This is a genomic window from Micromonospora musae (assembly GCF_003626635.1).
Classification (GTDB): domain Bacteria; phylum Actinomycetota; class Actinomycetes; order Mycobacteriales; family Micromonosporaceae; genus Micromonospora; species Micromonospora musae.
Genome location: NZ_RAZT01000010.1, coordinates 60,112 through 77,055 on the forward strand (window position 1 = coordinate 60,112; position 16,944 = coordinate 77,055).

Sequence of the window (16,944 nt, forward strand, 5' to 3'; positions counted from 1 at the left end):
TGGTGCTGACCACTCAGGCGTTTGGCCCTTTCCGCTCCCGCGGGTTCCACGGGCCGCTCTTCCCTGCGACATTCATCAGGATCGCGATTCACCCGCCGCCCGCGGCCTGAGCCCTCAAACATCCCTCGGAAGGAGTCGGCGATGCGCGCCGAGGTTGACAGCCAAGGCAGGCTCGATCGTCTAATGACCAGCCCCTACTACGAGGCGGTGGTGGCTGCGAACCGGTCGTACCTGAACGTCGCCGTCCCCGATGCCGCCGAGTTGGAACGAGAGCACTGAGCTCTCTCCTGCCTGCCGAATACGAAAACCATCACCCGCAGGCTCTCGGCGGTCAGCGTGAAGACGATGGAGACCTTCGTCCTGTACGAGCCCGTTGAGTCACTCGGCGAGGGCGTAACCGGAGGATTTGTGATCGTCCGCCGGTCGATCCTCGAAAGACACTGGCCCACGGCACAGGCCCTTGCGAGGCGGTTCCCTGGGCTGACGGTCGAGGAGTCCGACTATGTCGACGCGGGCCCTGACCAGGCCAGGGTCGCGGGCCGGCACGATGAGCTGATAGCGGCGCTCGAGGACGAGGGCTTCGCCGAGGCGGTCCGTGATCTGGTCAGGCCACTGCTCACATCTCGAACAATTCACAGCCGCGGCCACAGCTACCCACTCGCTGATCAGGTGCTGGAGCGAACCGCCCGCACGGCAGAATGGATCTACCCGGTCAATGAGCAAAGCCGTGCGTGGGACGACGACCTGGGCGTCCTGGAGTTCTTCCAGACGCTGCCCTACGGCGAGATGGACGACTGGCACCTGGCTTCCTGCTTTCACCAGATCAAAGCCGGTGACCGGATCTGGGTCTACGCCACGAAGCCACTGAGCCGCCTCATCGGCGCCGCCGTCGCCTGGTCTGACCCACACGAGGAAATCGATGGCGACGCGAGGCAATGGCGACTGGAGATCCGGTGGGACCGCCCGCTCACCCGGTTCCTGGTCCGGAACGTCGTCGCGGGGCCTGATGTCCTGACATCGTCGGTTCAGACCGTTCGAGCGATGCGAGCCTTGGAATCTCTCAGCCTGAACAAGGAGCTGGACGATCAGCAGGCGCCCGAGCCGCAGAACCTTCCAGAGGGGCGGCGACGCCGGCTGGCGGAGGTCACCGCCCGGCAGGGCCAGGCTGACTTCCGCCGCAGGCTCATCGAGGCGTATGGCGGATGCTGCGCTATCAGCGGCTGTGACGTCGAGGCGGTACTCCAGGCGGCCCACATCGACCCATACAACGGGCCCGCTACGAATCGGGTTACCAACGGCTTACTGCTCCGAGCCGACTTGCACAACCTCTTCGACCGAGGGCTGATCTGGATCGATGGCTCGTATCGGGTGCGGGTCGCGGAAGGCCTGGATCACTACTCCGACTTGGACGGGCGGCGCCTCCAACTGCCGCCTTCACAGCACCGACCAGACAAGGAGGCGCTGCTGCGCCACCGACGGGATGTGGCGGGCGTGCCCGCAGCCCGAGGGAGAGCGTAATGACGGTTCATGCGGGGCCGGGGCTGCCCGGCGAACCTGGCCCGATCCGGGTCAACGTCCTCAAGTGGCACCAAACCCTGCCGGATGATGCCTGGCCGGACGGATTTCCGGAGAGTGGGGCCGTTTGGCGGGGCAACGTCTTCGCGGTGGCGGACTCGTGGCGGTCGCAGACGGCCACGGCACGGCAGCTTCTAGCAGCCGTACTGATGTGGGGCCACGGAGTGAACGGCTACGGACCCTGGCGCGCCGTCAGGGCGCTAAAGGGTGACCCGGACGGCCAACGCCTTACCCGCGGACTCGATGGAGTCCGCGGCGACCAGCCGACGATCGAGGACTTCCGAGCCGCCTACCGGAGCTTTCGAGATCCGGAGCTTTCACGTCTGCCGTGGCTCGGGCCGGCGTTCTTCACCAAGCTGCTCTACTTCGCTGGCTATCGGCGGGAGAGCAAGGGTATCCAGCCCTTGATCCTCGACCGAGTGGTTGCAGGTCGTCTTCCGGTCGATGCGGGGGTTCGTCGGCGGTTGGGGAACTGGCGGTCCGACGAGTGGATCGCCTACCTGCAGTGGGCTGCCGGACGGGCGGCCTCCGCCAGAGTTGCGCCGGACGCAGTGGAGATGGCGCTCTTCAAGGGCGAGAGCCTTCCGGGCTGAAACAACGAAACCGACCTGTTTGCTCGGTCGGTTCACATTCAGTCGGAGCCGTCTCACCCTGACTCTGCCGGGAGCTGACAGAGTCCGGGATCAGACGCGGCAAAGCCTGCCGATTTGCATGTAGTCGTTCGGCGTTAGGGCGCGGAGGCTCGTTCCGCAGCAGGCGAACATCCATCAGATCGGTAAAAGATCTTATACACAAGGCGGCACCCATGCGACGGCATGGTGCGGTTACCGTCAATGCTCGGTCACTCCGATCCTGGCCCGAATCATGTCGTTGACGAGCCGGCCGGCGGCCTATTTCTGGAGGTTTGTGAATGGCCAGCGGCCAGCCCAGGAGGCTCGTAAAGGTTGTGCAGCGGGCGCTGCAGGCGGGGCCGGTGTCCCAGGACGAGCTGATCACGAGCTTGCGTCAGGCCGGAATTCGCGTGGACGTGGGCGTGCTGTGGGAGACGTGCCGTACCCACGGCTTGGCCGATCTTCGCGGCGACCTGTGGGTACCCAGGGGTTGGGCGGTAGCCGCCAACGAACGTCGCGACACCGCTGGACCAGCTTCGGCGGGTGTGCTGGGGCCCGGATTGCCGGGGCAGCGAACCAAGGCGGGTCCACCGACGCAGGACCGTGTGGCACGGCGCGCGGACGCGCAGGTACAGCGGCTGGCGGATTCGGTCGGACTGGGGGCGCCGGAACCCGTACCGCCGGCGGGGCCGGTGCCGGCCGGGTGGAACGAAGTGGCGCGTGGCGCATGTCGGGCGCTGGCCGACGAGCTGGCGAAGGTCACCAGCCGGCGCACCGAAACCGATGTGCCGCTCATGGATGGTCAAGAGACGGGCCAAACCGCCACGCGGCGGTTGGTGCGCTTCGAGGCGCAGAGCGAGATCGGAACCGCTGAGGGGACACGCGGCCTACTGATCGTGCAGGAACTAAAAATCGAGGCCGAGGTGATCTCGGTGTTCGGCGCGGTTGTCACCCTCTCGCTGCCGTCGGACGCACCGGTGACGCGCGAAGCGACCCTGCGACTCGACATGTCCTGGCTGTTGAGCGCCCAGAGCAGGCGATTGTGGGAGCTGATCGACGGGGGCCCCGGCTTCGATGCTGCGGCAGCATTGGCAGCCGTTACGCCCGAGAAGCCAGCCGCCACGCCGACCTCGCCACCCGCTGCGGAACCGCTGAGGCCCGGCGAGGTAGAGCGGCTCAACGAGGGCCAGCGACGAGCCGTCGAACTGGCCCTCACCCATGGAGTCACCTGGCTGTGGGGACCACCTGGTACGGGCAAGACCACGACGATCTCTGCCCTGGTCGCCGCCCTGGCGGCGCGGGGCAAGCGGGTGCTGCTGGCTGCGCCTACGAACGCCGCGCTGGACGTCGCGGTCACGGCCCTGTTCGACCGTGCGCCGCAGGTTGCCGAAGGCGGAACACTCGTTCGGCTCGGACAGCCGACCGACAAACTACTGAGCCACCCCGCCGGCGACGCCGTCCTGGTTGACGTCGTCGCCGCGCAACGCGGTGCCCTGCTTGCCGCCGAGCGTGTGGACGTCGGACAACGGTTACAACAGGTCCGACATGATCTGGCCGAGCTGCGACGCGTCAAGGGACCGCTCACCGAAGAGCAGCAGCAGCGGCGCTCCGAGCTGGAGAGCGAGGCGGCTGAACTCGCGTCAGTGGCAGAGGGGCTGGATCGTCTCCTGCTGCAGTTTCGGCGCAAAATCTGCCGCGAAGCAACGGTCGTGGCGGCCACCGCTCACCAGACTGTCCTTGACACTCTCAAGGAATTGACGTTCGACGTGGTGGTGCTCGACGAGGCGAGTATGACCACCGCTGTGCTGGCCATGCTGGTAGCCGGCACTGGGCACGGGCACACCGTCATCGCCGGGGACTTCCGGCAACTTCCGCCGGTAGCTGTCGCCGACACGCCCGCCGCCAGGGAGTGGCTGCACAAGAGCCCTTTCGAGAAGGCCGGCGTAGCGCGTGCCGTCAAGGACGGCCACCTCCCGGATCGGATTGCGGCGCTGACCGCGCAGTACCGGATGCGTCCCGCCATCGGCCACGTCGTCAGTACGGCCTTCTACCGGGAGAGCCCCCTCATCACCGACGACACCGTCCTCGTACGCGAACGGCGCAGCCGAATTCGCTGGGCAAGCGGCGAGCTGGTGGCGCTGGACACCTCACGGCTTGCCGCCCGCACCGCCCGCCGACAAGGCAGCGCCTCGCGGTACAACCTCATGCACGCGCAGGTGATCGCCGCGCTACTTGGCAGCGCCACCACCCAGACCCGCGACCTAGCGATGATCACCCCGTTCACGGCGCAGGCGCGGCTGCTGGAGTCCTTGCTGATCGACTTTGGCCTGGGCGGGTGGGCGTCGTCAACGGTGCACCGCTTTCAGGGCGGCGAGCGCGACATCGTCGTTTACGACACGGTGGACAGCGGACGCGGTGTGGCGAAGCTCCATTCCTGGTTCACCGATCTTGATCCGGACAGTACCGGCACGCGCCTGCTCAACGTGGCGGCCAGCCGGGCGAAGGATCACCTCGTCGTGGTTGGTGCGTTCGATCAGCTGCATCGCAGCGGCTCGTCCGCCGACCCGCTGTGGCGGTTCTTCGCCCACCTGCTCGACCAGGCGGTCCACTTGTCCTGGCAGGAGGCCATCGGTCTCTCTGACGGAACCACGGAGCATGTCCCGTCCACCGAGGTTGTGCCGCGGCTGCGCGAGGACCTCGCCAACGAGACCGCGGTCGACATGTGGCTACCCTCCGCTCCGCTTGTCGGTCTGCCGAAACTGCTGCCCGCCCTGCGATCGCTACCCGCAGCCCAGGGCGAGATTCAGTCCAACACGATCTGGGTGGAGCCAGACGGAGACGGGTATCTTCCCGCCGAGGCGCTCCACGCCAGGCGCGAAGGCCTCAACGTTCGTCCCTGCACTCCGATCCTGGAATCCAGCGCCGTGGTAGGCGACATCGTCTGGTCGGCCGGGGCGTCACTCCTTGGCCCCGACCCCGGAGTGGTCCTACGCACAGAGAGCCCCGGGTTCGCTGACCTGGTGCGTCGCACGCAGCGTCGGAGGCGATCGGCGGTGGTACCCGGCACCGGCCAGCTCGGCGAAGAATGCGGGCGCTGCCAACGGATGCTCGTCCGCCTGGAACTGCCTCGCCGAGGCGCGCCGGACGTGCGCTATGAGTGCATGTCATGCGATCGATCGCGCAGACGAGAAAGGAGACTGTGACAGTCAGGACTGTCCGGAATCGCGCAAGGAGCGATGGGTAGGTGGCGCATTCCGGACCTGATCTACAGGAAATCGTCCGAGCGGTTTGAGACGACGACGCGGCTGTAGGATGTCGCTCCCGCGGTCTTAAAGCCGGTCAGCGACACGCCAATCCGCGCTACACACTCAACTGTGAAGAGCTGTTTACCCTGCCCGCACCTCAGGAGCCGACAATGGATAACGAGATTCAGCTGATCAGTGACGGCGATGGGCTAGCTGTCATCGGTGACCCAGTGGCGATCGAACGCTTCCTCGTCTCCGAGGGGCTGCCATCGAAGGACCTCGGACTGCATCGGCTCGGGCCTGCGCTCGGGAAGGCGGCGGGCGTCGCACAGGCAGGTTCCGAGATCACCGCCAACTCAGGTCGCTGGATGAAGTTGACCGAGGAGTCCGCGAAGATCGCGACGAAGTTCCCGCTGGTCAAGAACTCGTCCTCCGGAAACCTCCATGCCACCCTGAGGGGGCAGAATGGCCAATTCGTCAAAAACCTTCAGTTTGTGAAGGGATCGCCGTTGACCAACCCTGCGCTCCTGGCTGGCGCAGCGGGGCTCATGGCACAGCTTGCGATGCAACAGACCATGAACGAGATCACCGACTATCTCGCCACGATCGACGAGAAGGTCGACGATGTGCTCCGCGCCCAGAAGGACGCCGTGTTGGCCCGCATGATCGGAGTGGGCTTCGTCATCGAGGAGGCCATGACCATCCGAGACCAGAGAGGCCGGGTCGACGAAATTACGTGGTCGAAGGTGCAGGGTGCGCCGGCGACGATCGCAGAAACCCAGGCGTATGCACTGCGTCAACTGGACGCGCTCGCGGAAAAGCTGGAGCGCAAGACCACGATCGGTGATCTCGCCAAGGCGGCCAAGGAAGCAGAGTCGAAGGGACGGGAGTGGCTCGCTGTCCTGGCTCGCTGCTTCCAACTGCAGGACGCGGTCGCCGTGCTTGAACTCGACCGGGTGCTGGACGCTTCGCCAGGCGAGTTGGACGGGCACCGCCTCGGGCTGAAGGCCGCACGCCAAAACCGGCTGGAGCTCATCTCGCGGTGCACCGAGCGCCTCATGGCCCGCATGGATGCGGCTGCCGGCAAGGCCAACACAAAAGTGCTGCTGCACCCGATGGACTCCCCGGCTGTGGTGCAGTCGAGCAACCATGTCTCGATCGCCATCGTCGACTTCCACGGGCGGCTCGGGATCGAGCGCGCTCGCCAGTCATCAGAGGCGAGACGATGGGCGGACGCGGCCAAGGAGGTGACGGATAAGGCGCTCGAGACAGGAGCGGACGGCGTTGGTGCCGCCATGCGCCTCGGCAATGAGACCCTCGGCCGGGCCAAATGGGCGACAGGCAAGCTCTCCAGCCGGATCGCCGAGCGAGCGCTCCGTCGGCGTGGGGACGACGAGAAAGACTGAGTGGGCCGTCAGCCACACGGGCTCTCCAGCGGAAGGCGCATCTCCGGCGCTGTCGGTGCCTGATCGGGTCGAGGGTTGACGACGAGCTTCCATCGAACGGAGAAGAGTCAGATCACGCCGGCCCGTACGAGACTGCCGCTGACCTCGAGCGCCTTCCGGGCAAGTATCGATGCGGCGAGAGTGCCTGCCAGGAGATACGGCGAAGGCCACGCTGTTCCGATTGCTACGAGCCAGCGACGGGTGGCGCCGACCAGGCACCACCCGTCGTCTGACGGCTTCCGTTACGCGCCGGGGATCACCACGAGGCCGTTGTTGTAGTCGGCCAGCAGCACGTCCTTGTGGCCGTCGCCGTTGATGTCACCGACCGCGAGACCGCGGTGCTCGTAGTGGGAGGCGTAGTAGGCGTTGTAGCCCTGCTGCTCGCGGCCCAGGCGGCCGTCGGGGCGCTGCAGCAGGACGCCGACCTGGTACCAGCCGCCGTGGGCGACCACCACGTCCAGCCGCGAGTCGCCGTTCATGTCCTCGAGGGCGACCGGTTCGGGCATGTCGGACGCCACGTAGACCTGCCACGCGGCGAGCGCCCCGGTGGCGTCGTGCGTCAGCACGGAGATCCGTGGGTCGGGCATGTTGCCGGTGACGGTGACGACCACGTCGGCCCGGCCGTCGCCGGTGACGTCGCCGGCCGCGAGCGAGTGCGCGTCGATCTCCTGCCCCTCCGGCACGGGAACGCCGGCCGGTGCGGCGAACGTGCGGGCCGAGGTCTGCTCGACGACGATGACCTTCCGGCCGTCGAGGCGTACCAGGTCCAGGCCGGGACCGCCGGTCACGTCGGCGACTCCCAGGATCGGGCCGGAGAGCGGGGTGGTCACGGCGACCGGCGCGGCGAACTCGCCCGGGCCGGTGCCGTAGCGCACGAGCACCGACTCGTTGGTGGTCGCCACCAGGTCCAGCGTGCCGTCCTGGTCGAGGTCGATGACGCGTACGTCGCCGAGGGGCGCGCCGAACGGCAGGGCCACCGGCGCGGCGAGCCTACCGGCGGACTGCCGGTACAGCTCCAGCCCGTCACCGGAGGCGACCAGCAGCTCGTTGCGGCCGTCGCCGTCGACGTCGGCGATGACCGGGACCATGCTGCCGCCGGTCGGCGCCGAGGTGCCGTAGCGGACGGGCGCGGCGAGCCGGTGCTCCGGCAGCTGCACGAAGAGGTAAGCGGAGTGGTTGAGCTCCCCGGCGTCGGCCTCGGTGCCGGTGGTGAGCACCACGTCGGTGAGCCCGTCGCCGGTGAGGTCACCGGCGGCGATCGCTGTCTCGGTCGAGCCCACCCGGGCCGCCTCGGACGGGCCGAAGGACACCTCGCCGTACGCCGGGTCGACCTGCAACGGCAGGTCGGTCGAGGAGCTGCCGCCGTTGTTCGGGTTGGTGCCGTACCCCTCGAAGCGGGCGTAGTAGGTCACCGAGCTGGCCTTCGGGGTGATCACCGTGGCGGTGTACCCCTGCCAGAGGGTGGCCTGGCCGACGACCTCGCTGCCGGCGAGGAAGAGCACCTTGCCCCACGGCTCGGAGCCGTCCGCGGTGCGGACCCGCGCGGAGAGCGCCACCGACTGGCCCTGCTCGGAGCGGGTCGGGTCGACGGCGATCGTGGTGGTGGTCGCCAGCCCGGTGTACCCGGCGCCGGACGCGAACGGGCCGCCCGCGCCGTTCGCGGCCAGGGCGCGCACCTTGTACTGGTAGTAGTAGCCGTCCGAGCGTCCGGTCTCCCGGAACGACGGCTCGGTGGTCGTGGTGATCAGGGTGTCCCCGTCGATCGGGTGGTGCCGGTACACCTCGTAGCGGGCCGCCCCGGGCACCGCCGCCCAGGTCAGCTGCATCGTGGACGGGGTGCCGGTGAGCCGCAGGCCGCTCGGCGCGGAGAGCACCGGCAGGGTGCTGGCGCTGGCCTGGGGCGACTGGCCGGAGAGCTTGTTCTTGTACTCGGCCTGCACCACGTAGTAGTAGGTGGTGGCCGGGGCGAGCCCGGAGTCGAGGAGCTCCAGGCCGGTGCTGCTGCCGACCTGGGTGTAGGGGCCGCTCGACCCGGTCGAGCGCGAGACCCGGTACGACGACGCCTGCGGGGCCGCCTGCCAGGTCACCCGGATCTGGTTGGACGAGACCGCCGTCGCGCTGGTCGCCGGCGGCGGTGTGACCGCCGGCCCGGCCTGGGCGGGTGTCGCGGTCAGTTGGGATACGGCGACGAGCGCCGCCACCAGGGCGATGCCGAGCGGTCGTAAGCGGGTGGGTGTGTGCGCCATCGGGCGTCCTCCGGTCCCCGTGTTGATCATTCCGTGAGTACGGCGCTTCGCCGTCGTGCCGCGTCACATAGCTCCGCCGTGCGGATCGAACTTTCGGGGTGACGTCCGGGTCGGCGGCGGCGCGACCAGCACGATGGCCCGTGCGGGGTCGCGGGGTAGTAGCCTCCGAGGGTGCCCGCCGCCTTGATCGATGACCTGCTGGCCGGTTTCACGCCTGCCGAGCCGTACACCGCAGACTCCGTTGCCAGCGCCCCGCCGGCGCGCGGCGTGCACGTGGTGCTGGACGGGGGCACAGTCGTCTACGTCGGCTGGACCGGCAACCTGCGTCGGCGGTTGCGGCAGCACCTGACCGGCAGCCGGGACTCGTCGGTGCTGCACGAGCAGGTCGGCCAGCTTCTCGATACCCCGACCCGGGCGGCGACCGCCGAGGACATCGCCGACTGGTTGGGTCGGCGTGAGGTCCGCTGGCAGGAGACCGAGAACCCGGAGGGTACGAAGGACGCGCTGGTCCTGGCCCTCATGCCGGTCTTCAACCGGCAGGTGCCCAAGCCTCGCCGAACCACCTGACGGGTCGAGCGGCCGCCGAACCGACCCGCACGTAAAACGGCCCGCCGGGAAGCGGCCGCCGGGACTGCCATACGCAGTCGGCCCACCCGGACGCGAAAGCCGAACCACCGTGGCGCGCCGCCGGCCCGACCTCGTTACGGCGCCCGGAGGCCGAGCAGCTCGGCGGTGCGGTCCCAGAGGCCGGCCGCGAGCTGGTCGTCCTTGGCCTGCGGGTGCACCGGCCCGTTGGGTTTCAGGCAGTGGTAGTAGTCGCCGTTGGCCGTCTCCGGCTCAGCAATGGTGGCGAGGTGCACCAGCGGCGCGGCCCCCTCGGCGAGGGTGGCCGGCCGGCCCAGCAGGCGGTAGCGGGACAGCGCCCCGATCAGTGGGCTGTCCCGGTTGATCTCGGTGCCGGGAACCACGCCGGGGTGGAACGCCGTCGCGGTTAGTCCGGTGCCTTGCGTACGGCGGGCCAGCTCGCGGGTGAAGAGGATGTTCTGCAGCTTCGTCATCCCGTACCGGAGCATCTCGGATCGCGTGCGCGCGCCGTCGAGGTCGTCGAGGTCGACCCGGGCGGAGCGGTTGGCCTTGCTGGAGGTCGAGATGACCCGGGCCGGGCCGGCGGTGGTGAGCCGGTCGAGCAGCAGGTTGGTGAGCAGGAACGGGGCCAGGTAGTTGACCTGGAACATCGTGTCGTGGCCGTCTTCGGTGCGGCTGCGCCTGGTCAGCACGACACCGGCGTTGTTGGCGAGGACGTCGATGCGGGGGTAGCGGACCAGCAGGGTGCGGGCGAGCGCGCGTACGTCGGTCAGCCGGGCGAAGTCGGCGACCAGGGGCTCGGCGCCGACCTCGCGGGCGACGGCGGCGGTCTTCTCCGGTGACCGGCCGACCACGGCCACGGTTGCGCCCAGGCGGGCGAGGCGGCGGGCCGCCTCGGCGCCGAGGCCTGCGCTGGCCCCGGTGATCACGACGGTTCTACCTGCCATGGGCCGATCGTTCACGGTATCCATCCTCGCGAATGAGAAGACGGCTCATGGTAGGAGATCAGCCGGGGCGCCGGCCATCGACGTGACGGGCACTTGAGATTCACAGAAACGAGAGGGCGCCTGTCACCGGATCGGTGACAGGCGCCCTGGGAACAGCTCAGGTCAGTTGGTGCCGCCCGGCTGGACGACCCCGTTGACCTTCAGGGTGTACGGCGCGTACTGGGTGACCTGCTCGGTCGGCTCGTCGTAGGCGACCACGGCGACGACCTTCGGGAAGATGCTCAGCAGGGCCAGCTGCAGCCGGTTGAGGGTGAGGCTGGACTTGCCGTCGAACTCGAACTGCCAGGCGCGCGAGTGCTTCTCGTCGATGCCGATCAGGCGCAGGTTCCAGTTGTCGACGGCGACCGGCTTGATCTCCGTGGGGGAGTCGAACGGGGTGAGGCTGCTGCCGTCGCTGACGGTGCTGCCGCCGACGGTGATGTCGTCGATCAGCCAGCCGCCCTCGTTGACGCCGCCGTCGCTGAGGTAGCGGAAGCCGAGCAGCACGGACTTGCCCGCGTACGCGGAGAGGTCGTAGCTGTGCGCCTCGAACCCGTTGGTGGTGCCGTTGACGCCCGGGCCGAGCGGCCCGTCGATCGTCTTGTCACCCGGGATGACGGTGTAGGTGGCGCCGCCGTCGGTGGAGACGGTCACGTAGCCGTAGTCGAAGCCGAACTCCGCGCCGTACTTGGCGACGAAGCGCAGCGTCGGGTCGGCCGTCGGCACGGTGACCTGGGTGACGGCATTGGCGTCGGTGTTGTTGCCGTTGCCGGAGAAGAGCACCGGGTTGCCCGCGCGGTCCGGGTCGTCGTTCACCACGGTCCAGGCCAGCGGCTGCGCGGGCAGGGTCTTGGCGCCCTGGAACGACAGCGACCGCAGGTCACTACCGCGGAGCAGCTGCCCGTTGGCCTTCTGCAGCGGCACGTAGTCGGCGCCGTTCGGCGCCGCGCCCGGGGTGGCGTTCGCGGCCGGGTTCGCCAGGTTGACCGTGGAGCGCAGGCTCTTCGTGGTGACCCGGCTCTTCGACACGCCGAGCATGACCCCGAGGCGGGAATCCCCGACGATCTTGTCGACCAGCGTCATCGTCTGGTAGTCGTGGATCACCTGGTACATGTCCTTGGCGCCCTCGGCCTTCAGGGCCGCCTGCAGGCTCGCCAGACCCTGCAGGTCACCGTCGTTGTGCAGGCGGTGGACGATGTCGTTGCCGTACCGGTCGTAGAGGAACTGGATGAACGCGTAGGCGTTGCCGTAGTCGGCCAGCACCGCGTTCGCGTTGGGGCTCTCGTCCCACAGGTTCAGCGAGTTCTCCGGGCCGCCGCAGTCACGCGGGTTCGCGTTGTACGGCGTCTGCACGGTGCCGAAGCCCTGCTGGCAGAAGAGGTGGCTGTCGGCGCCCGCGTCGAAGACGGTCGCCTTGGTGTCGACGTACCCGGTGAGCGTCTGGGCGAAGTCGGAGAGCCCCTCGTTGAGCCAGACCCCCTCGAACGGGTCGGTGTAGTACTGCGCCAGGTGCTGCCACTCGTGGGCGAAGGTGCCCTCGTAGCTGAACGGGCGGGCCGGGCGGCTGGTGCACAGGTCGTCGGTCGGCTCGTTCGGCGGGTTCGCCCCGGTGCGGTGCAGCCAGTCGAACGCGTCGATGGTCATCACGTTGCGGTCGAAGAGCTCGTTGAGCTGCGCCGAGAAGAAACCGGCGACGTAGGTCGGCGCGGCCGGGAACTGGTAGTAGTTGTCGTCCCGGACGTTGTCGACCAGGGTGACGGTCTTGTTGCCCGCCCCGGTGTAGACGCCGCCGTTGCCGTCGGCGTCCGGCCCGACCTGGGCGTTCGCGCCGTCGCGGTCCGGCGGCCGGCTGAACGCCACCGTCTCCTTCGGGTACATGTTGGTGTCGAACTCGTGGACGAAGTTCTGCACCTGCTCGTCGGTGATCTGCGTCGACGAGGCGACCTGGTTCCGGCAGTCGTTCGCCGGGAACGCGATGTCGTTGGCGACCCACACCTCGACGTTGTCGCCGACTCCCCGCAGCGTGTAGTCCTTGCGGTAGTAGGTGCCGTCGATGTCGTCGAGCCCGAGCCACTGCCGGACGGTGCCGACCGCCGGCGTCTGTGCTGCGGCCTTCGCCCCCGAGCGCGCCTGGGCGCGCGGCTGGTAGCGGGTCGGGGTCTTGACCTCGTGGCCGTCGACCTTGAAGTGTTTGCGCGCGAGTTCGCGGGTGTCGTCGCTGGGCCGGTCGTTCTTCGCCGCCGGCTGGGCGGGCGCGGCCGACGCGGCAGAGGCGGGAAGGACGCTCAGAAACGGTACGACGAGTGCGATGGCTGCGGCACCGGCTATCCGGCTGCGTGCCATGAGCCCCCCTTGGGTGTGCTGAGTCCGGTGGACGACGCTCCGTTGCAGGCCACCGGGATGTCATCCACGTTCGTACGCCGCTTGGTTGCCCTTGGCAATGATTTCCGCCCATGATCCACAGCACCGTCCACAGAGGTGAAACGGATTCACGAGCTGCCGGGTAAGCCCGCCTTACTCCATAGTTCGCCGAAGTGTCAGATGCCGTCGGGTAGATCGTTCCGTCTTGTCGGGAGGGTCAGGGCATGACTGCTTCCACTTCTGGGCTGACCGGCCTGCGCCGGGCCGGCGCGCTCGCCGCCGCCGCGCTCGCCGCGATCAGCCTCGGCGTCGCGCCGGGCGCCCGCGCCGAGGCCGCCACCGGCACGCTCCCGCTCGGCGACGCGGACCTGACCGAGGTCACCTCCAGCAGCACCCTGGCCAAGGGCGTCACCCTGACCCGCATCGTGCGCGGCACCGAGCCGGCCCCGGCCGACCAGATCAACACCACCACGCGCGGCCCGTGGGTGGTCAACGTCCTCACCATCGACCCGCGCAAGGCGCGCGGTCACCTGAAGGCCACCTACGGCCCGGACCTCGCCAAGGTCGAGAAGACCACCGACCTGGTACGCACCTCGGGCGCGCTGGCCGGCGTCAACGCCTCCTTCTTCACCTTCACCGCCAGCCAGCTCTACCCGGGCGACCCGGTGGGGCTGGGGCTCTTCGGCGGGAAGCTGCTCAGCGAGCCGGTCACCGACCCGGCCGAGGCCAACTTCATCGTCGACGCGAACAACAACAAGGCGATCACCGGCAAGCTGAGCTGGTCGGGCAGCGTCCGGAACAAGAAGACCGGCGCCAACCTGCCGCTGGAGTTCATCAACCACCCGCCGGTGATCCCCGCCGGCTGCGCCACCCTCGCCGACCAGACGCAGTGCGCCCTGCCCGGTGACGTCGTGCAGTTCACCCCCGAGTTCGCCGCCGCCACCCCGGCCGGCGCCGGCGTGGAGGTCGTGCTCGACAAGCGCGGCTGCGTGGTGCGTACCGCCACCACCCGGGGCACCGCCCTCGCCGCCGGCCAGACGTCGCTGCAGGCGACCGGTCAGGAGAGCGCCGCCCTGCTCGCCCTCGCGGTGAAGGGCTGCGTCGAGCAGAAGTCGACGCTGACCGACCAGAACGGCAAGAAGCTCGCGCTGCGGCCCGGGCTCTTCGGCGTCACCGGGCGGTACCAGCTGACCAAGGCCGGTCAGATCGTGGTGCCCGACGGCGCCCCCGGTGACAGCTTCTTCGGCCGCAACCCGCGCACCATCGCCGGCACCACCCAGGACGGGAAGATCGTGCTCGCCACCATCGACGGCCGGCAGACCACCAGCGTCGGCACCACCATGGACGAGACGGCGGCCGTCGCCCAGGCGCTCGGCCTGACCGACGCGATCAACCTCGACGGCGGCGGCTCCACCTCGATGGCCGTCGCCGGCACCCTGGTCAACCACCCGGGCGGCTCCGAGCGGGCCGTCGGTGACGCGCTCGTCTACGTGGACGGCCGATACCACAGCGGAAGCTGACACCTCGGCACCAGCGTGCGGGTGCGGCCGGCCATCGCGCCGACCGCACCCGCACGCCGTTGCGGCGCGGCCATCGCGCCGGCCGCGCCCGCCGTTGCGGGACCTGACCGTCGGAGACGAGGCCGAGGCGCAGGCGACCGGCCCGCGGCGGTGCGGGCGGGTCTGACGGGAACACGATGCGCGTCGGACGCGAACGCGACAGGCAGCAGAATGAGGAGATTCACGCCGCCGTTGATCCCTGACATTCATGTCGGGCTGCCGATAGAACGGCGATTTCTTCGATCACTCTCCGTCGATAGCGTGGCGCGCAAAGGCCGTCACGAAAGGCGGACGATGAACTACCGAATCCCTGCACTGTCCCGGCGACGCGTCCTCGTGGGCGCCGCCGCGGCCTCGGCGGCAACGGCCGCCGGGGCGAGCACGGCACACGCCGCGCCACCCACCACCCGCCCAGCGCAACCCCAGGTCAGCCGGGGTCGCATCGCGGGCGCTCGGCTCACCGGCGGACCGGTCCGCGTCGAGGCGGACTTCGCCGATCGGCTCGACGACTGGCTGGCGTTCTGGTCGGCCAACTCGCCCCGCCGGTGGAGCAGCCCGGTGGAGGTGGACGGCGAGACCGACGCCACCGGCGCGGCGTTCACGCTGCGCGCCATCCGGGTCGTCCGCGACGACCAACCCATCGAGGTGTTCACGGCGGGCCGGGTCGACGCCGCGCACCTGGCCACCCTCGCCAGCCTCCACCACCACTTCCCGCTGGTCGGCGTCGTGGCCGGCGGCGGGCTGCGGGTGACCGACGGGCCGGCCGGCTTCACCGGCAGCCCCGAGCAGGTGGCGTTCGGGGTCACCGCCTGCCGCGAACTGTGGGGTCTGCGTACGGCCGGTCCCGCCGCCTGGCGCGAGCAGGTCGGCGGACGGCGAGCCGACGCGTGGGCGGCGTTCACCAGGGAGAGTCTGCGGCGCGGGCTGCGGACCGAAGCGTAACGACCATCGGAGGTTAGACATGGCACGCAGCGAGTTCCGGTTCGTGGTCGACGGCGTCGAGCTGACCACCGAACAGCAGAGCCTCATCGCCGGTGAGATCCAGAAGGCGGGGCTGAAAGCCCTCGCAGTCGCCGGCACGAAACTGACCAACCCGCTCTCCGTCGGGCACGCCAACCTGAAGCTGCGCCCCGAGTGGTACGGGCTCTGGGTCCTCGACGGCCCGTTCGCCGACGAACTCGGCAAGAAGATCAACGACATCGGGTTCTGGGTGCAGCGGTGACCGACCCGGTCCACCCGCCGGACCCGCCGGAGCGGATGTGCCCGAGTACGCCCGCGGCCAACGCCACGGTCTTCCTCGGCATGATCACTCCGGCGGGTCAGGTCGCCTACGTCACGCCACAGCTGCCCGCCGACGTCGCCCTCGCCACGGCCGACCCGGACCGGCCGGTGGAGTCCCAACTCCGCCTCGCCGGCCCCTGCGTCACCACCTCGTGCGGCTTCTGGACCGGCGCCCACTGCGGTCTCGGCGAACGCCTCGCCGCCTCGTACCAGGAGACCACCGGCGAGACCGAGGCCGAGCTGCCGCGCTGCGCCATCCGGCGCAGTTGCCGCTGGTACGCCGAGCAGGGCCGCTCCGCCTGCGCCGCCTGCTCCTACGTCGTCACCGACGCCCGCTGACCTGCCCGTCCTGCTTCGGAGCGAGGGTTGGCACCCGGATCCTTTCGAGCTGAATCGTTTACGACATCGGTGTCGGGGTGGTGCGTCAAGACCCTGATGCGTTCGCGACATCAGCTCTGAAGGCGACGAGGTGCACGTCCCCGCCGCGACCGGCCGGGACCTACAATGTCGTACTCCCGCCGGTCCTCGGCCGAGCCGTGGCGGGTCGGGCCCCGGGTGCCGGCCGGCGGAACGCCAAGGGTCCCGGGCCCCGTCGGCCTGCTCAGGCCACCGGCGTGGTGGTGCTGGCCGCAGCCCCGACCGTGGTCGGGGCTGCGGCGACCCGAGCCGCCGATAGGCGATCAGCGGCTCACGCGCCCGGCGACTGATACTTGAGCTGCTGGCGGGTGGCCTCGTCGACCTCCTCCGGCGTCAGCAGTGGTGTGACGCGGGTGTCGACGCCACCGGCCGCCCGGATGGCGATGGCCAGCGCCGCCGCCGTCTTGTGGTCGGGCAGTTCGCACACCACGTACGTGTCGTGCTCCCCGAGACCGAAGCTGAGCGATTCCACCCGCCCGCCGAGCCCTTCGATCGCCTTCGTGGCGGCCGCGGCCCGTTTGCTGCCGCCGTCCTTCATCAGGCCCTTGACCCCGTCAAGGGTGTAGGTCGACTTGAGCAGGAACTTCGCCATCTCGACGTCACCTCTCACGCATCGGGCCGCCACGCGTGGGC

At 69.3% G+C, this 16,944-nt stretch carries 14 protein-coding genes; 10 read left to right on the top strand and 4 right to left on the bottom strand.

Going from position 1 to position 16,944, the window contains the following annotated elements:
• The first annotated feature begins 141 nt into the window (after positions 1–141).
• The 5 genes from D7044_RS32445 (at position 142) to D7044_RS20300 (ending at position 6,837) form a co-directional block, all read left to right on the top strand.
• A complete protein-coding gene (locus D7044_RS32445) occupies positions 142–279 on the top strand; it encodes a hypothetical protein (protein ID WP_158610019.1) in 138 nt (45 codons plus the stop codon).
• Between the two features lie 66 nt (positions 280–345).
• Positions 346–1,518 carry an HNH endonuclease gene (locus D7044_RS20285; protein ID WP_147434696.1) on the top strand — a complete coding sequence of 391 codons (1,173 nt, stop codon included), beginning with the start codon at positions 346–348 and terminating at the stop codon, positions 1,516–1,518.
• The gene (locus tag D7044_RS20290; protein WP_120689912.1) at positions 1,518–2,168 is read left to right on the top strand and encodes an 8-oxoguanine DNA glycosylase OGG fold protein; all 651 of its coding nucleotides are present in this window, start codon (positions 1,518–1,520) and stop codon (positions 2,166–2,168) included. Before D7044_RS20285 ends, D7044_RS20290 begins: the two co-directional genes overlap by 1 nt.
• 380 nt (positions 2,169–2,548) lie before the next feature.
• Positions 2,549–5,389 (top strand): DEAD/DEAH box helicase, encoded by a 2,841-nt coding sequence (locus D7044_RS20295; protein WP_147434697.1) that lies wholly within the window; start codon positions 2,549–2,551, stop codon positions 5,387–5,389.
• A gap of 212 nt (positions 5,390–5,601) precedes the next feature.
• The gene (locus tag D7044_RS20300) at positions 5,602–6,837 is read left to right on the top strand and encodes a hypothetical protein (protein WP_120689914.1); all 1,236 of its coding nucleotides are present in this window, start codon (positions 5,602–5,604) and stop codon (positions 6,835–6,837) included.
• 281 nt (positions 6,838–7,118) lie between these two features.
• Here D7044_RS20300 and D7044_RS20305 read toward each other — a convergent pair whose 3' ends face one another.
• Positions 7,119–9,122, bottom strand: a complete 2,004-nt coding sequence (locus D7044_RS20305; RefSeq protein ID WP_158610020.1) for an FG-GAP-like repeat-containing protein — start codon at positions 9,120–9,122, stop codon at positions 7,119–7,121.
• A 171-nt stretch (positions 9,123–9,293) separates the two neighbouring features.
• Between D7044_RS20305 and D7044_RS20310 the strand changes: the two genes are divergently transcribed.
• Positions 9,294–9,689, top strand: a complete 396-nt coding sequence (locus D7044_RS20310; protein ID WP_120689916.1) for a GIY-YIG nuclease family protein — start codon at positions 9,294–9,296, stop codon at positions 9,687–9,689.
• A gap of 134 nt (positions 9,690–9,823) precedes the next feature.
• Here the strand turns inward: D7044_RS20310 and D7044_RS20315 are convergent, their stop codons facing one another.
• The gene (locus tag D7044_RS20315; protein ID WP_120689917.1) at positions 9,824–10,654 is read right to left on the bottom strand and encodes an SDR family NAD(P)-dependent oxidoreductase; all 831 of its coding nucleotides are present in this window, start codon (positions 10,652–10,654) and stop codon (positions 9,824–9,826) included.
• A 162-nt stretch (positions 10,655–10,816) separates the two neighbouring features.
• Positions 10,817–13,036 carry a M6 family metallopeptidase gene (locus D7044_RS20320; RefSeq protein ID WP_120689918.1) on the bottom strand — a complete coding sequence of 740 codons (2,220 nt, stop codon included), beginning with the start codon at positions 13,034–13,036 and terminating at the stop codon, positions 10,817–10,819.
• A gap of 242 nt (positions 13,037–13,278) precedes the next feature.
• Between D7044_RS20320 and D7044_RS20325 the strand changes: the two genes are divergently transcribed.
• The 4 genes from D7044_RS20325 to D7044_RS20340 all read left to right on the top strand — a co-directional run bounded on the left by D7044_RS20325 (position 13,279) and on the right by D7044_RS20340 (position 16,233).
• Positions 13,279–14,574 carry a phosphodiester glycosidase family protein gene (locus D7044_RS20325; RefSeq protein ID WP_120689919.1) on the top strand — a complete coding sequence of 432 codons (1,296 nt, stop codon included), beginning with the start codon at positions 13,279–13,281 and terminating at the stop codon, positions 14,572–14,574.
• A 333-nt stretch (positions 14,575–14,907) separates the two neighbouring features.
• A complete protein-coding gene (locus D7044_RS20330; RefSeq protein ID WP_120689920.1) occupies positions 14,908–15,555 on the top strand; it encodes a hypothetical protein in 648 nt (215 codons plus the stop codon).
• Between the two features lie 19 nt (positions 15,556–15,574).
• Positions 15,575–15,835, top strand: coding sequence for a hypothetical protein (locus tag D7044_RS20335; RefSeq protein ID WP_120677728.1), 261 nt, complete (start codon positions 15,575–15,577; stop codon positions 15,833–15,835).
• The gene (locus tag D7044_RS20340; protein ID WP_233565063.1) at positions 15,832–16,233 is read left to right on the top strand and encodes a hypothetical protein; all 402 of its coding nucleotides are present in this window, start codon (positions 15,832–15,834) and stop codon (positions 16,231–16,233) included. The genes D7044_RS20335 and D7044_RS20340 overlap by 4 nt, the downstream gene beginning before the upstream one ends.
• Before the next feature lie 349 nt (positions 16,234–16,582).
• Here D7044_RS20340 and D7044_RS20345 read toward each other — a convergent pair whose 3' ends face one another.
• On the bottom strand, positions 16,583–16,903 hold the full coding sequence (locus tag D7044_RS20345) for a GYD domain-containing protein (RefSeq protein ID WP_120689921.1): 321 nt from the start codon (positions 16,901–16,903) through the stop codon (positions 16,583–16,585).
• Positions 16,904–16,944 lie beyond the last annotated feature (41 nt).

Coding starts and splice junctions, on each gene's coding strand:
- D7044_RS32445 (WP_158610019.1), top strand. CDS start 142: ATGCGCGCCGAGGTTGACAGCCAAGGCAGGCTCGATCGTCTAATGACC.
- D7044_RS20285 (WP_147434696.1), top strand. CDS start 346: ATGGAGACCTTCGTCCTGTACGAGCCCGTTGAGTCACTCGGCGAGGGC.
- D7044_RS20290 (WP_120689912.1), top strand. CDS start 1,518: ATGACGGTTCATGCGGGGCCGGGGCTGCCCGGCGAACCTGGCCCGATC.
- D7044_RS20300 (WP_120689914.1), top strand. CDS start 5,602: ATGGATAACGAGATTCAGCTGATCAGTGACGGCGATGGGCTAGCTGTC.
- D7044_RS20305 (WP_158610020.1), bottom strand. CDS start 9,122: ATGGCGCACACACCCACCCGCTTACGACCGCTCGGCATCGCCCTGGTG.
- D7044_RS20315 (WP_120689917.1), bottom strand. CDS start 10,654: ATGGCAGGTAGAACCGTCGTGATCACCGGGGCCAGCGCAGGCCTCGGC.
- D7044_RS20320 (WP_120689918.1), bottom strand. CDS start 13,036: ATGGCACGCAGCCGGATAGCCGGTGCCGCAGCCATCGCACTCGTCGTA.
- D7044_RS20325 (WP_120689919.1), top strand. CDS start 13,279: ATGACTGCTTCCACTTCTGGGCTGACCGGCCTGCGCCGGGCCGGCGCG.
- D7044_RS20330 (WP_120689920.1), top strand. CDS start 14,908: ATGAACTACCGAATCCCTGCACTGTCCCGGCGACGCGTCCTCGTGGGC.
- D7044_RS20335 (WP_120677728.1), top strand. CDS start 15,575: ATGGCACGCAGCGAGTTCCGGTTCGTGGTCGACGGCGTCGAGCTGACC.
- D7044_RS20345 (WP_120689921.1), bottom strand. CDS start 16,903: ATGGCGAAGTTCCTGCTCAAGTCGACCTACACCCTTGACGGGGTCAAG.